Annotated in this window: 13 protein-coding genes and 3 tRNA genes; 10 read left to right on the forward strand and 6 right to left on the reverse strand. The window is 41.6% G+C overall.

Annotated features, from left to right (window positions below; all coding sequences use genetic code 11):
* The 3 genes from ACESZG_RS16885 to ACESZG_RS16895 all read left to right on the forward strand — a co-directional run bounded on the left by ACESZG_RS16885 (position 1) and on the right by ACESZG_RS16895 (position 298).
* Positions 1-73 (forward strand) — tRNA-Asn (locus ACESZG_RS16885).
* A 44-nt stretch (positions 74-117) separates the two neighbouring features.
* Positions 118-189 (forward strand) — tRNA-Glu (locus ACESZG_RS16890).
* A gap of 38 nt (positions 190-227) precedes the next feature.
* Positions 228-298 (forward strand) — tRNA-Cys (locus ACESZG_RS16895).
* Between the two features lie 115 nt (positions 299-413).
* Here the strand turns inward: ACESZG_RS16895 and ACESZG_RS16900 are convergent.
* Both ACESZG_RS16900 and ACESZG_RS16905 read right to left on the reverse strand, forming a co-directional pair.
* Complete coding sequence (locus tag ACESZG_RS16900; RefSeq protein ID WP_022380558.1) at positions 414-977, reverse strand: GNAT family N-acetyltransferase; 564 nt, start codon at positions 975-977, stop codon at positions 414-416.
* 41 nt (positions 978-1,018) lie between these two features.
* Positions 1,019-1,249, reverse strand: a complete 231-nt coding sequence (locus ACESZG_RS16905) for a hypothetical protein (RefSeq protein ID WP_026650366.1) — start codon at positions 1,247-1,249, stop codon at positions 1,019-1,021.
* Between the two features lie 359 nt (positions 1,250-1,608).
* Between ACESZG_RS16905 and ACESZG_RS16910 the strand changes: the two genes are divergently transcribed.
* Complete coding sequence (locus ACESZG_RS16910) at positions 1,609-2,346, forward strand: LytTR family DNA-binding domain-containing protein (RefSeq protein ID WP_008707876.1); 738 nt, start codon at positions 1,609-1,611, stop codon at positions 2,344-2,346.
* A gap of 267 nt (positions 2,347-2,613) precedes the next feature.
* Here ACESZG_RS16910 and ACESZG_RS16915 read toward each other — a convergent pair whose 3' ends face one another.
* The 4 genes from ACESZG_RS16915 to ACESZG_RS16930 form a co-directional block, all read right to left on the reverse strand.
* Positions 2,614-3,807, reverse strand: a complete 1,194-nt coding sequence (locus tag ACESZG_RS16915; RefSeq protein ID WP_022380555.1) for a DHHW family protein — start codon at positions 3,805-3,807, stop codon at positions 2,614-2,616.
* A gap of 12 nt (positions 3,808-3,819) precedes the next feature.
* The gene (locus ACESZG_RS16920) at positions 3,820-5,208 is read right to left on the reverse strand and encodes an MBOAT family protein (protein WP_368210762.1); all 1,389 of its coding nucleotides are present in this window, start codon (positions 5,206-5,208) and stop codon (positions 3,820-3,822) included.
* 155 nt (positions 5,209-5,363) lie between these two features.
* Complete coding sequence (locus ACESZG_RS16925) at positions 5,364-5,840, reverse strand: DUF4358 domain-containing protein (protein WP_025579382.1); 477 nt, start codon at positions 5,838-5,840, stop codon at positions 5,364-5,366.
* Positions 5,837-6,631, reverse strand: a complete 795-nt coding sequence (locus ACESZG_RS16930; RefSeq protein ID WP_008707883.1) for a GDSL-type esterase/lipase family protein — start codon at positions 6,629-6,631, stop codon at positions 5,837-5,839. Before ACESZG_RS16930 ends, ACESZG_RS16925 begins: the two co-directional genes overlap by 4 nt.
* Before the next feature lie 308 nt (positions 6,632-6,939).
* On the opposite strand from ACESZG_RS16930, the gene ACESZG_RS16935 reads away from it, so the two are divergent.
* From ACESZG_RS16935 to ACESZG_RS16960, 6 genes are all read left to right on the forward strand, one after another.
* On the forward strand, positions 6,940-7,800 hold the full coding sequence (locus tag ACESZG_RS16935) for an HdeD family acid-resistance protein (RefSeq protein ID WP_055060232.1): 861 nt from the start codon (positions 6,940-6,942) through the stop codon (positions 7,798-7,800).
* A gap of 7 nt (positions 7,801-7,807) precedes the next feature.
* Positions 7,808-8,644, forward strand: a complete 837-nt coding sequence (locus tag ACESZG_RS16940; protein ID WP_368210764.1) for an arginase — start codon at positions 7,808-7,810, stop codon at positions 8,642-8,644.
* Positions 8,645-8,699: 55 nt separating this feature from the next.
* Positions 8,700-9,482 (forward strand): prolipoprotein diacylglyceryl transferase, encoded by a 783-nt coding sequence (locus ACESZG_RS16945; protein WP_373218790.1) that lies wholly within the window; start codon positions 8,700-8,702, stop codon positions 9,480-9,482.
* A gap of 133 nt (positions 9,483-9,615) precedes the next feature.
* Positions 9,616-11,337, forward strand: a complete 1,722-nt coding sequence (locus tag ACESZG_RS16950) for a S8 family peptidase (protein ID WP_373218792.1) — start codon at positions 9,616-9,618, stop codon at positions 11,335-11,337.
* 160 nt (positions 11,338-11,497) lie between these two features.
* Positions 11,498-12,889: a uracil-xanthine permease family protein gene (locus ACESZG_RS16955; protein ID WP_022380549.1), complete on the forward strand. Its 1,392-nt coding sequence runs from the start codon at positions 11,498-11,500 to the stop codon at positions 12,887-12,889.
* A 145-nt stretch (positions 12,890-13,034) separates the two neighbouring features.
* Entirely contained in the window at positions 13,035-14,267 is a 1,233-nt protein-coding gene (locus tag ACESZG_RS16960) for a 6-phosphofructokinase (protein WP_055060235.1), read from the forward strand.
* Positions 14,268-14,542: the final 275 nt, after the last annotated feature.

The raw sequence follows: 14,542 nt of genomic DNA on the forward strand, positions 1-14,542 counted from the left end.
TCCTCCTTAGCTCAGTCGGTAGAGCATGCGGCTGTTAACCGCAGTGTCGTTGGTTCGAGTCCAACAGGGGGAGTTTTCGGAAACATGAAGTCCGATATCAAATTCAATTTTCTACCAGGCTCCATGGTCAAGCGGTTAAGACACCGCCCTTTCACGGCGGTAACAGGGGTTCAAATCCCCTTGGAGTCATTATGTAAGATTTCTTACATATAATAAAAAGTGAATATGGTGCCATAGCCAAGTGGTAAGGCAAAGGTCTGCAACACCTCTATCCCCGGTTCAAATCCGGGTGGCACCTCTTGAAAAACCTTAGAAATATCTTCTAAGGTTTTTTTGTGTTAATGTATACTGACACTTGCGATAGTGACACAGGATTGATTCTGATAATTTCTGGAAGTCACAGAAATAACAGGCTACAGGAGAGGGAATTTCGGTGGCTCCTGAACTGTTAGATGTTCACCGATCAGCTTCTCCATCCAGACCATATTATACCAGTGGTTGAATTTGTAACCGCATTTATGGAACTCACCTACAAGACGATATCCCATATGAGTGTGAAATTCCACACTGTTTTTGTCAAGATGTTCATCTTCCTTTGGAGGATAGGCAATGCAGGCATTCATATTTAAGATACCCTGCTCACGTAAAGCGGTTTCAAGGGCATCATGAAGCCTGCGGCCTATCCCTCTGTGTTTAAGAGACTGATCAACATAAATAGATGTTTCCACAGCCCAGTCATATGCAGGTCTTTCATGGAAAGGACCTGCATATGCATATCCAAGCAAAGTTCCTTTTTCCTCAGCTACAAGGTAAGGGTATTTTCTCAGAGTGTGTTGAATCCGGGAAGCAAATTCTTCTGTGGAGGGAACATCATATTCAAAGGTGATGGCTGTATTTTCTACATATGGTCTGTAAATTTTAAGCAGTGCCGGTGCATCTGCAGCAGAAGCGGTACGGATTATTATTTTATTGTCCATGATAATTTCCTTTCTGAAGTGTGTTTGAAAAATATATGTAACTATTCATCAAATTCTGCAGTCACTATAAAACCTCGCGGTGTATGTTCAATATTTTTTACGATTCCTTTTCTGGATCTGATGCGTTCTGCATTTGGATAACAGCCGGACATTGCCACAGCCGGTTCAATGATATAACTGTAATTCATAAAAGATTGATATTCGGAAATTTCTATTTCATCTCCCACATTTATTAATCCTTGACGTTCCATTTTAAATTTTTCCTGACGCATATAATTCCTTCTTTCTGTGTCAAGCGGATAAAATCATCCGCTTTGCTACGCAGCTTTACACCGAATAACTGCTCCGCAGGGGACTTACCTGATTCGGTTAAATAGAGTAACAGTTCTGTATATGATTGTTTTACCAAAGTGCTGTCATAAGTGAAGCTGCCATATAAGTATAACACAAAAAAAGTAAACAACAATGATTGTTATAAAAAAGTAAAATAAATGAAAAAAGTACTTGAATACGTAGGATTAAGCATATATAATTAATAGAAATTGTGCTGTTTACAGATAAATGTCAGAACTTTGCGACTGACAGGATTTTGGAAGCTGCTTTTTATATTGATACGGAAAGGGGAAATTACATGAAAACGATCGTCGTTTGTGATGATGTTGAGATTGAAAGACTTCTTTTAAAAGAAATATTGTGTCAGTATTTTGAAGAAATAAATGAAGAGGTTTCAATTGTAGAATATGATTCAGGAGAGACGCTTATAGCCGATGTGGAAGAAGGATACATTGCTATGGATCTGCTTTTTCTGGATATTTGTATGAAGAAACTTAATGGAATGGAAACTGCAAGAAAATTGAGACAGATACAGTGTAAGGTGCCGATCATTTTTCTTACCGCCTCACCGGATTATGCCATAGAGAGTTATGAAGTACAGGCTTCCGGATATTTGTTGAAATCATTTTCAGAAGAGAAACTGATGAAACTTCTGAACAGGATTCTTAAAACGGATATGAAAAGGCGTGTTGCAATCAAAAACAGAAGACAGTACCGTTATCCATGTACAGATGATATCATGTATATTGACAGCGATAAACATAATGTCACCCTGCATCTGTCAGATGGTTCCGAAATTATAACAGTGGACAAGCTGGGAGAAATTGAGAAGAGAATCAACGAGAAACGTTTTCTGCGCTGCCATCAGAGTTATCTGGTGAATATGGATTATATTAAGGATGTAGAGGACGATTTTATTATGGAAGATGGAACACTTGTGCCTATACGTGTTCGTGGGCGGAAAGAAATACTGGATACGTACTATGATTATTTTGTAAATCATTTTGGAGACTCAAAGGACACTTTTGCAGAATAAATTGCTGAATTTGCATAAAATGAAAAGTAGGCATAAATGCTGATATAATACACATTAAGGTACAGCTGATATAAAAACAGATAAACTGGGAACGGGGAATGAAAGACACAGTATTATTGTTTTAAATCAGTCGTTATACCTGACCTATTATTAAAAAGTGTGTGAAAAGTGTGTGTTATAAAATGTGTGTGAATGTGTGAAAAATCCCCACCGAAAGTCAATGTTTCCTCGGCATTGAAATTTCGGTGGGGATTTTTTGATATAATATTATCTGATATCAGATGTATCAGAAGAATCCTGTTCAGCAGTTGTCAGGGCAAGCTCCAGAGAAGTGTCTGTGAAGAAGGTATTAGCATTATACAGGTACAGAATTTCCTGAACATTTTCAACCTGCATTAACTGCTCCAGATCTCCAAAGTAATAACGGGGATCAATCATTATGATCTTTCGGTAATGCTGAGCAAGAAATGGGATGAAGCTGTTTGCGTATGAATCCTTAAGCACAAGCAGTGTATTATCTGTTTCAGTAGGAGTACTGATCTTTATCTGAGCGTGGTTTCCACCAAAGAATAATGCATATTTATCTCTTGTCTCAAGTTTCTCAGTATCATAGAAGCTGGCACTTTTTTTCTGTTCGTCTACATAATTAACTACAGAAGAGAGTGCCTGATCTCCGGTGGGGAGAAATACATCGATCTCATCTTTTTCGCCGGAGCGGAAACCGCTTTTGGCAGACAGTGTTCCCTGAAAAGAACGGGTGACAGGTGCTTTGTCATAAGTGTCTGCTGAAGTATCAATTCCCATATCTTTGGCTGCCTTAAGGTAGGCATAATAAGCACCCTGGGTAGTCCAGTGATGATCAGTGTGATAATAGAGGTCTTCCATTTTGTGATCTTTAAAAGTGCTGCGAACATCAATAAAGGTCACACCTGCATCGGTCAGGGAGGCAGAGAGGCTGTCAAGCCAGGAATTCTGATCCTGGACAGGGGCAAAAGCAGGAAGCCTGTCGCTCAGGATATTCACAGAATTTGGGGCGATCAGTGCATATTGTTTCAGATCAGAATGTTTTTGCGCAAAGTCAGTCATTGCTTTTACAGTGGCGTCATACTGTGTCTGATCAGGCGCTTTAAATTCTTCCATAAGATATCCGGATTTTCCAACGTATACGCCATTAGATTCTACTTTGCCCATCAGACGGTCAGTTCCTGCTTTCAGGGTAATCCACAGATCGCGAAGGGGAAACTGATCATTTTCATAGGTTTCAAATTGTTTTTCAAATCCGCCGGAAGCAATCTGACTGCCGTTTAAATGAGGCAGGGAAGAAAGTACGCGGTTTTCTTTTTCAGAAAATCCTCTGTCAGGAAGCACAATGCTCAGAATGAGTACGATCAAGGGGATAAATAAAAATAAAAGTCCCATTCTGTGGAAAAATAAACGATAATTTCTTAATGATTTTTTCATATTGTTTACCTTTTAAAATTTTGCATATAAAAATGGTGTGTAAGAGTTATAAACCATATAGGCAATCGATAATGCAAATAAAATAAGATTTATGATCACTGCAGCAACAGGTCTGCGTCTGACCAGACGCTTAAAGTACTGGTAAGGAGCAGGACGGCACATAAGAATACTGATCAGAAGAAGGATAAATCCTGTCTTGAGGTAGTAAAGTGCAGTTTTGTCTATGAAACCGGAAGCTCCGATCCCAAACATAGTTCCAAGGTAATGGCCAAGGGCACCAAAGTCTGTCTGGCTGAAGAATACCCATCCGATCATGACTGCAAGCATAGTGTATACAGTGCAAAGCCAGGATGGTATTTTTTTCAGATATTTCTGAAGTACAAATTTTTCGAGTAAAAGGAAGAGTCCGTAATAAACACCCCATAGTACGAAATTCCAGCTTGCACCATGCCATAGACCGGTAAGTGCCCATACCACAAGGATATTTCGGATATGTTTCAGAGTGGAGACCCGATTACCGCCAAGCGGGATATAAATATAATCTCTGAACCAGCTTCCAAGAGAAATATGCCAGCGTCTCCAGAATTCAGAAACACTGGTGGAAATATAGGGATAATCAAAGTTCTTATTAAAATCAAATCCCAGCATTTTTCCCAGACCGATGGCCATATCCGAATAGCCGCTGAAGTCAAAATAAAGCTGCATTGTATAAGCCAGAATGCCAAGCCATGAAGTAAATACAGACATCTGTGGATGACCACAGATACTGCTGTATAAAACCGAGAGGTTATCTGCCAGAAGAACTTTCTTTGCAAGACCTTTGACAAAAAGCTCTGCACCGATACCGAATTTGGAGATATTGATGGTACGCTGCTTCAGCTGCGTCTCTATATCCGCATATCGTACGATTGGTCCGGCAGAGGTATAAGGAAACATTGTGCTGTATACGGAAAAGGTCAGGAAATTTCGCTGCGCACTGACCTTACTTAAATAAATATCAAAAAGATAGGACAAATTACGGAAAGTGTAGAAAGAAAGTCCTATCGGCAGCGAAAGCTCCGGATGAGGGATATGGATACCGATGATTCCTCCGATTGTGTTAAGTAAGAATCCATAATATTTAAAAAACACAAGTACTGCAAGATTTATAATGATCGAGAAAATCAGATTAATTTTCTGTTTCCTGTCATCATAATATAAACGTTCCAGTTCTGTACCCATATAATAGTTGAAGATACTGGAAAACAGCATGAGGATCACATATACAGGTTCTCCCCAGGCATAAAAGATCAGACTGCCCAAAAACAGCAGCAGATTGCGGAGCTTTCCCGGTACCAGGTAGTAGATCAGCATGAAAACCGGAAGAAAGCAGAATATAAAAAATATACTGTTGAATACCATATTAAAAGTTCTCCAATCTGGATATTATGAATATTATAGTAATTCTCTTAACTGCATTTTCTCTTAACGGTATTATTAAGAGGACTGCCATAGTAATGGTTCTGCAGTCCATTAGCGTAAAATGCGGAACAGTTACGAGGATTAAAGTAAAATGCTTATATCATGGAAAGAAAGGCAGTGCGCCAGTTCTGTGCGTCTGCGCCGCACATATAATATACATAGTTCCCTTTTTTTCCAACAACTGCATTGTTCAGAAGAGCCATCTGATCTGTGCCATAGCCCTCAAATACCTGCTTCTGACCGGAGAGATGGGCGTTTGCATTTTCAAGCAAAGTATTTGCCTGGGTATTGTCAGTGGCCTTCATAATACAGATTTCTTCTACTGCCATGGGTGAAGCGGCTTTGTAGAAGAAATAACCGTCAATATTGCGGTCATCTGTCTGATAATAATGTTTCAGATCAGAACGTGCTTCTTTATTTAAAGAAGTGATATCAGAATCCTGTTCCATAGTCTGTGCAATCTGTTCCATGGGTACATTCTTTGCGCTGTCGGAGGTATACAGGACAGTCAGATATGCGATAAGGAAAAGAACAAATGCACCTTTGATAAAAATATGTAAATAATTTTTCATGCCTTTAACCCCGCAATCTGTGCCATATTTGTCAGCCATTTGGGATAGTAGTCCTGAATCACATGTTCACCGTCCGGTTCATACAGATTTTCTGAACTGTCTGTTACAATCGTTGAATTGTCAATAAAGGTACATCCCATTTCCTGACAGAGTTTGATAAGTCCTTCATTATAATCAGGGTAATATCCAAGATCAGGAGTCTGTGCGATCGCTTCATCAGTAATCGGCAGAATGCAGTTGATATAAATTGGGACATCCGGTAAGGCTGTCTGGATTTTCTTTATTTGCGTCCTGTATGCATCAATAAATTCTGATGAAGCCGAACCATATATTTCCAGGTCGTTGGAACCAAATGCCATGAATACATGAGAGGGATTCAGAGCAATTGCCGTACTGATCTGATCATCGGCTGCACCTACATTTAATCCTCGTTTGCTGACTACCACATCCGTATCCAGATATCCGTATTCTACGATGGATTCTGTGATAGAGTCACCGATGATGACGTTTCCGGCAAAAACCTGTCGGATTTCTACATCACTTAACAGGGTAGATCCGGAACCGTCTGAAGCATCAGAACCGGAAGAAATGCCGGTTGTCTGTTTCAGAGCCTGAAGCTGTTCTTCTGTCTGTGAAATGTCTGAATTTTCCAGAGCCTGAAGGCGGGCTACATTTTCTTTACAGACAGAATCATTCTCATTTCCGCGGGTGCATAAAAAAATCACTGCACCGGCGAGTATAACACCGACAGGGATAAGAAATAAAACTTTATTCTTTGGTTGTTTTTTCAAAATAAATCCTTCCTATGGAAAAATATCCATTTTATGACATAGTTTTATTTATAGCAATACTCTCAAATGTATTATTTATGAGTATCGCTATAATTATAATACGCACTAAAAAAACTTCAAGGAAAAATTCACAAATTTTACACAAAGTCATGCAGTTGCCTGTGGACGAAGAGAAAGAAAGAAGTTATACTATTTTAGAAGAAATGGAATAGTATTTTTAACCGAATCAAGTAAGTCCCCTGCGGAGATTGCGAAAAGCAATAAGAGTGGGTGTGGACTTGCTATCATACAGTCAGGAGGAAAAGGTTATGGGGAAAAAAGTTTCTGATTTTTTAAAAAGCGAGATTTTATCATCGGTTTTTTATCTGGCATTTGGTCTGTGTCTGCTCCTGGTTCCGGACCAGACCGTAAACATTATCTGCAAGATTGTATTCGGACTGGTAATGATCGCTTCCGGTATTTATCATATTGTTATTTATACAGCTGAGAAGGAAAAGGCAACGATTCTTGATCTGTTTACAGGTGTGATTGTCATGGTGCTTGGAATTTTTCTTTTCTTTACACCGCAGATCGTGATCAAAATCCTGCCATATTTACTGGGAGCCTTGGTACTGGTTGACAGTATCTGGAAGATAAAGGGAAGTTACAGACTGAAAAAAGCCCAGAGAGGACGCTGGAAGATTATTCTTATTGGCTGTCTGGTATTTATTGCGCTGGGTGTTTCCATGTTGCTCTATTCTTTTTTGAGTGTAACCCGGATGATCCTGTTTTCCGGAATTATTCTGACTGCTGATGGAGTGGCAGACATTGTATTTTTGATCATGATTCGTCTTGGAATGAAAAAATCCGAAAAACTCTGTGCTGAAAAAGAACAGGAAGAGAATGGCAAAGAGAAACCATGGGATGACCCGGCAGATGCAGGTCTGGACGAAAAAGTGCAGGATAAATCTTTAAATGAAGATGAAACAGAATGGAAGCAAGATACAGATTCTCAGGTTCAGGAAGCGGAGATGGAAATAGAAACCGGGAAGACTGCAGATGCAGCAGATGCAGACGCCATTCTGGATGCAGAGATGCAGACTCCGGATGAAGGCGTGGAAAGTCCCGGCAGAGAAATCCGGGAAATGCTGAAAAATCATGATGAACCGCTGGAAGAATGGAAGGACTGAGTGAAATATGCAGGAACAGAATCCCATTGTACTGATGAATTTCTCCGGAATTTACAGAGAAGAAGAATTCTGGAAAAACAGACAGGTATCCTGGATTGAGCTTCAGGATGTCTGTGGGACAAACTGCTATTGTGATGAGGAAGCAATCGCAGAGATTAATAAACGAACAGAAAATTATCCAACTGCCGGAATCCATTTTATTGATTCCGGCAATTATCACTATATGACAAGACTTTGGCTGACAAGAATGGATCAACCGTTCTGTCTGCTGGTATACGATAATCATACAGATATGCAGCCTCCGGCTTTTGGTGGGATTTTGTCGTGTGGAGGATGGATCGCGGCAGCGTTGGAGGAACTGGAGAATCTGAAATATGTGATCCTTGTGGGACCGGATGAAGCAGCCTATGAGCAGGTAGATGAGAATCTGAAGGACAGAGTGCTACTTCTCTCCAGAGAGAAACTTCAGGTGATGAATGATGAAGAGAGAAACTGGTTTCTCAGGGAAACAGTCAGTGAAGTATGTAATTGGAGAAAATCGGAAGGTTTACAGGAAGATGCTGAAAAATTCCTTCCATTATATATATCTGTTGATAAAGATGTGCTTTGTACAGAGGATGCACAGACGACATGGAGCCAGGGGGATATGAGGCTGACAACTTTGGTGTCCGGTGTACAGACTGTATTGGAATGTGCAAAAGAAAGCAGTGGAAAGATTGCCGGTGTGGATATCTGCGGAGAAGCAGATGCGGAAGCGGTACATGAGAATGAAGCCAATGATTATGCAAATGAAAAATTGCTGGAGGTTTTTGAAGGTTTATTTGGGAAATCCGACTGTGAATAATAAATAAAATGAGAGAGTGACAGGAAGTATTTTAAGATTTGAGAGGATTTGAGACATGCATAATGAATTGTTGCATATAGGACCGTTGACGGTATATGGTTATGGATTTATGATTGCCATGGGAGTATTGGCTGCCTGGTTTGTGGCTGAGCAGAGAGCGCGTAAACTGAAACTTGCATGTGAACATATTTTTTATCTGGTAGTGTGGTGCGCCATTGGTGGATTTACATCTGCGAAGATTTTGTTCTGGATCACCAACTGGAGGGAATTTCTGCAGAATCCAAGGCAGATCATAGGATCAGATGGATTTGTGGTATATGGAGGAATCATCGGAGGAATTCTGGTGGGCTGGCTGTACTGCAGGATAAAGAAGTTGAAATTTCTGGAGTATTTTGATCTGATGATGCCATCCATTGCACTGGCACAGGGATTTGGCAGGATTGGATGCTTTCTGGCAGGCTGCTGTTATGGGAAAGAAACTTCAGGGCCTCTGGCGGTTACGTTTACAAATTCAGATTTTGCACCCAACAATATTGCTCTGATCCCGACACAGATTTATTCCGTTTTTTTGGATTTTGCCCATTTTCTGTTGCTGCTTTATGTGGCAAAGCATAAGAAAGCAGATGGACAGGTGGCTGCCTGCTATCTTATTTTCTACAGTATAGGAAGATTTGTGATCGAATTTTTCAGAGGAGATATTGAAAGAGGAAGCGTAGGAGTATTGTCGACTTCGCAGTTTATCAGTATTTTTACAACTGTGGCTGGAATTATATTATTACTGACTGTTGTGAAGAAACAAAAGCAGGAAGCGAATATCAGTCTGAACAGTAAAGGTTAGAAGTGTCATAAAGAGCATATATTGTGCATATCATGTATAAAAAATCTAGAGTGTGTTTGAAAAATGCTTTACGCAAGATGTACGTCACAATTTGTGGGAATGATTTTTCAAACACGCTCCAGGGAGGACAGTAATGTTCAGACCTGACGATTTTGAAGTGCAGATACAGCAGGAAACCCCCCCGGGCATTCATGCTGAGCCGTCAATACCGCCGGCACAGGATGAAGAGTACGGGGATTTTATTGTAAAACATGGACAGAATATGGGCGGAAAATTTCTTCCTGTGAATGAATTGTTTGGAATTCTATATATTCCGCTGAATGAGATTGGTCCGCTGGAAATTAATTCCTATACGTATGCATCTTTGCCGAAGTGTTATACATTTATGGATGCGGATGCATTAAATTCATCCGGGATTACGCGGTTACATAATCATCCCTATCTGAAACTTCAGGGAGAGGGCACAGTGATCGCAGTGATTGATTCCGGGATTGATTATCTGAATCCAATCTTTCGAAACGGAGATGTAAGCCGTATTGCATATATCTGGGATCAGACAATTCCGGGAAATGAGGATGAACAGGTTCCTTATGGAAAGGTTTTTACCGGAGAGGAAATTAATCAGGCATTGCTGTCGGAGAATCCACAGGAGATTGTACCCTCATTGGATGAGAACGGACATGGTACAGCTATGGCAGGGCTGGCAGCAGGCAATTTTGTACCCACAGAAAATTTCTCAGGAGCAGCTCCGAAAGCAACGATCATTGTGGTGAAATTAAAGAAAGCAAAATCCTATCTGAGAAAATTTTACCAGTATCCGCCACAGGCACCGGTATTTCAGGAAGACGACATTATGCTGGGGATTTCTTTTGCAGTGAAGATGGCACAAGAGATGGGAATGCCGGTTTCCGTTTGTCTGGGACTTGGCACCAATCAGAGCGCACATGTTGGTGACAGTGAGCTGAGTCGATATGTAGATTATATTAATGAAGATTCTCAGGTATCAGTATCTGTGGCAGCAGGAAATGAGGGTGCAGCACAGCATCATTATACAGCAGAGTTGGACTATGTGAAAAATCAGGATACTGTTGAACTTCGTATTGCGGATAAAGAAGAAGGATTTTCCATGGAATTTTGGGGAGATCCGCCGGATGACTATGGGATATCGTTACAGTCACCAGCAGGAGAAAAGCTGTATGTGAGCAGTTCTCTTGGTGCAGGTACTCAGGAATTAAGTTTCATTTTTGTGGAGACGAAAGTGCTGGTCAATTACGTAAAGATGGAGCGGATGACCGGGAAACAGCTGATTTATTTTCGCTTCTTTCATCCGGCAGCAGGTATCTGGAAGGTAAATGTCAGTAAAAAAGGAATATCGGGAAGCAGGTTTCACATGTGGCTTCCGGTGCAAGGGCTGATTTCGCCGGATACTTATTTTCTGGAGTCTACACCTTATATAACTGTTACTGCACCTGGGGATTCAACCAGAGGTATTACGGCAACAGCTTATCAGTATCTGGATAACAGTCTGTATTTTCAGGCTGGGAGAGGGTTTACTCCAAATAACCAGGTGACACCTGATCTGGCAGCACCGGGAGTAGATCTGCTCATTCCATTGCCGGGAGGGGCGTTTGGAAAGGCTTCGGGGAGCAGTCTTTCTTCGGCTGTTGTTGCAGGAGCAGCAGCATTGGTGCAGGAATGGGCGATCGTGAGAGGAAATATTCCTTATGCATCGGGAAATACGGTGAAGTTTTATCTGCAGAAAGGGGCAGTGAGAGAAGAACAGATGGAATACCCCAATCCGGGATGGGGATATGGAAGACTGGATCTGTATCGGACATTTGAGATTATAAACTGAAAGGTTTATGAAATACTGGAAAATACATATAAAAGATAAAATAATAACCAAATTTTAAGAGTAAATATTGTATAGTTTTAGACCAAAAATAATTAGGAGGTCTAATTGTTTTTTGGGACAAAAAATGTTACAATCGTACAAAAGAAATTGGGAGGCAATTATGAAGAGAGGCAGTATTTTTGAAACTGACGGAATTCCCCGCATGAGTGAGGCTTTACCTCTTGCCATGCAGCATGTCGTAGCTATGATCGTTGGCTGTGTCACACCGGCGATCATCGTTTCCGGAGCAGTTCCAGGCGGACTCTCCAGAGAAGACCAGGTTATCCTGATCCAGTCGGCACTGGTCATTGCAGCATTGTCAACTTTGCTTCAGCTGTTTCCGATTGGCGGAAAGGCGAAATTTGCAATTGGCTCAGGCCTGCCTATTATCATGGGTGTCAGCTTTGCTTACGTGCCAAGTATGCAGGCGATAGCGGAATCGTATGGAATAGCAGCAATCATGGGTGCGGAGATTGTTGGTGGTGTCGTAGCAGTTGTTATGGGTTTGCTGGTCAAGAAGATTCGGGTATTTTTCCCGCCGCTAATCACAGGAACAGTCGTATTTACCATCGGTCTTTCCCTGTATCCGACTGCCATTAATTATATGGCAGGCGGTACCAGCAGTCCGAATTACGGATCCTGGCAGAACTGGGCAATTGCATTTTTCACGCTGATCGTTGTTACAGCTCTGAATCATTTTGGAAAGGGAATCTGGAAACTGGCATCTATTCTGATCGGTATTATAGTGGGATATCTGGTTTCTATTCCGTTTGGAATGGTAGATTTCTCAAGCATAGGGGAAGCAGGTGTCTGTCAGCTTCCATCTCTGATGCATTTTGGAGTACAGTTTGAGCCGTCTTCTTGTGTTGCACTGGGAATTTTATTTGCTATCAACTCTATTCAGGCAATCGGTGATTATTCAGCGACTACGATCGGAGCTATGGACAGAACACCTAAGGATGATGAACTGCAGCGTGGAATCGTTGGTTATGGTCTTTCTAACGTTGTAGGCGCATTGCTCGGCGGACTTCCCACAGCAACATACAGCCAGAACGTTGGTATTGTTACAACTACAAAGGTTATCAACCGTTGGGTACTGGGACTTGCAGCTGCAATTCTCGGTATAGCAGGTCTGGTTCCGAAATTCTCAGCTATCCTGACAACGATTCCTCAGTGTGTACTGGGTGGTGCAACTGTGTCTGTATTTGCATCGATCGCAATGACAGGTATGAAGCTGGTTGCTTCTGCTGAGATGGATTACCGTAATTCATCTATCGTAGGACTTGCAGCTGCACTGGGAATGGGTGTATCTCAGGCAACAGCTGCACTTGCAAGCTTTCCCACATGGGTAACAACAATTTTCGGTAAATCACCGGTTGTCCTTGCAACTATTATTGCAGTAATGCTTAATGTGATCCTTCCGAAAACACGGGATGAGCAGAAAGAAGAGGCAAAAAAAAAGATTAAAATAGAACAGAAACTGGAAGAAGACCACAGGGAATTCGGGGAATAAAAACAGAAACTGAATATGGGAAATATAAGGTGTGCTTTCACAGGGGGATGTGGGAACACACCTTTTTATTGAATTGCTATGGAAGGCAGTTGTATGATATAATGAAAAGCAATCACATTAAATCAAACGATACAGGAGGTTTCTTATGTCCAGAAAGAATCTGATCGTCGGTCAGTCCGGCGGTCCTACCGCAGTAATTAACAGCAGCCTTTACGGAGTTGTATCCGAGGGAATGCGTCATCCGGAAGCTATTGAGCATGTTTACGGAATGATAAACGGAATTGAAGGATTTTTAAATGGAACAGTTCTTGACTTTGCCGAAGCACTTCCGGGAGAGAAACTTGACGGTCTGAAAGTCACACCAGGTGCTTATCTTGGTTCCTGCCGCTATAAATTGCCGGAATCACTGGAAGATCCGGTTTATCCAAGACTTTTTAAAAAATTTGAAGAAATGAATATTGGCTGGTTCTTCTATATCGGTGGAAATGATTCCATGGATACGGTGAGCAAACTTTCCCGTTATGCTGCGCAGACAGGCAGTGATATCCGTATCCTCGGAGAACCAAAAACAATCGACAATGATCTGATCCACACAGACCATACTCCGGGATTTGGAAGTGCAGCCAGATATGTAGCTTCTACAGTCCGCGAGATTACCATAGATGCAAATGTTTATGAAAAGAAATCCGTAACGATTATAGAAATTATGGGCCGCCACGCAGGATGGCTCACTGCTGCATCTGCACTTGCCCGCAAATATACAGGAGACAACCCTCTTCTCATCTACCTTCCGGAAACAGCCTTTGACCAGGAAGAATTTCTTAAAGCAGTAGAGAACTCCTTTGAGAAAAACTGCAATGTCATTGTCTGCGTATCAGAAGGAATCCATGACGACAAGGGCACATTTATCTGTGAATACGACAATTCCGTAGGCACTGATACCTTTGGACACAAAATGCTGGCAGGCTGTGGTAAATATCTCGAAAACCTTGTCAGAAACCGCCTCGGTGTAAAAGCCCGTTCTGTAGAACTCAACGTCAGCCAGCGTTGCTCTGCATCCATGATGTCCGCCACAGACCAGCAGGAAGCCATCAAAGCCGGAGAATTCGGCGTACAGGCAGCCCTCAACGGCGAAACAGGAAAAATGATCTCATTTATCCGCAAAGAAACCTCTGACGGAACCTATATCATGGAATGTGGTCTTGAAGACGTCAATGCCATCTGCAACGAAGAAAAAACAGTTCCATCAGAGTGGATCACAGAAGACGGATCTGACGTCACTGAAGCCTTCATAAACTACGCCCGCCCCCTGATCCAGGGAACAGTACAGATCCCCTGCGGCGAAGACGGCCTCCCGGCATTCGTATACCGAAAATAGTATAGATTGACGGACGCGCAGGAAAATTAATTGTCTGGCGTGCGGTTTCGGACACTAAGATATTCTAAGGCGATAAAAATCTGCTAAAAGCATGAGCCCGCAGGGTCAAACTCGCTGTCGCTCAGACAGTGACCCTGTGGGCTCATAACGCATATTTTTATCGTCTAAGAATATCTAAGTATCCTGCAAATGCACGCCAGACAATTAATTTTCCTGCGCTGTTATAATATATATCAGTAGATTGCAAATATAAAGATAACTGTTTCGCAGTTTAT

The sequence above is a fragment of the Blautia sp. Marseille-P2398 genome (assembly GCF_964240315.1).
In the GTDB taxonomy this organism is placed as follows: Bacteria; Bacillota; Clostridia; order Lachnospirales; family Lachnospiraceae; genus Blautia_A; species Blautia_A wexlerae.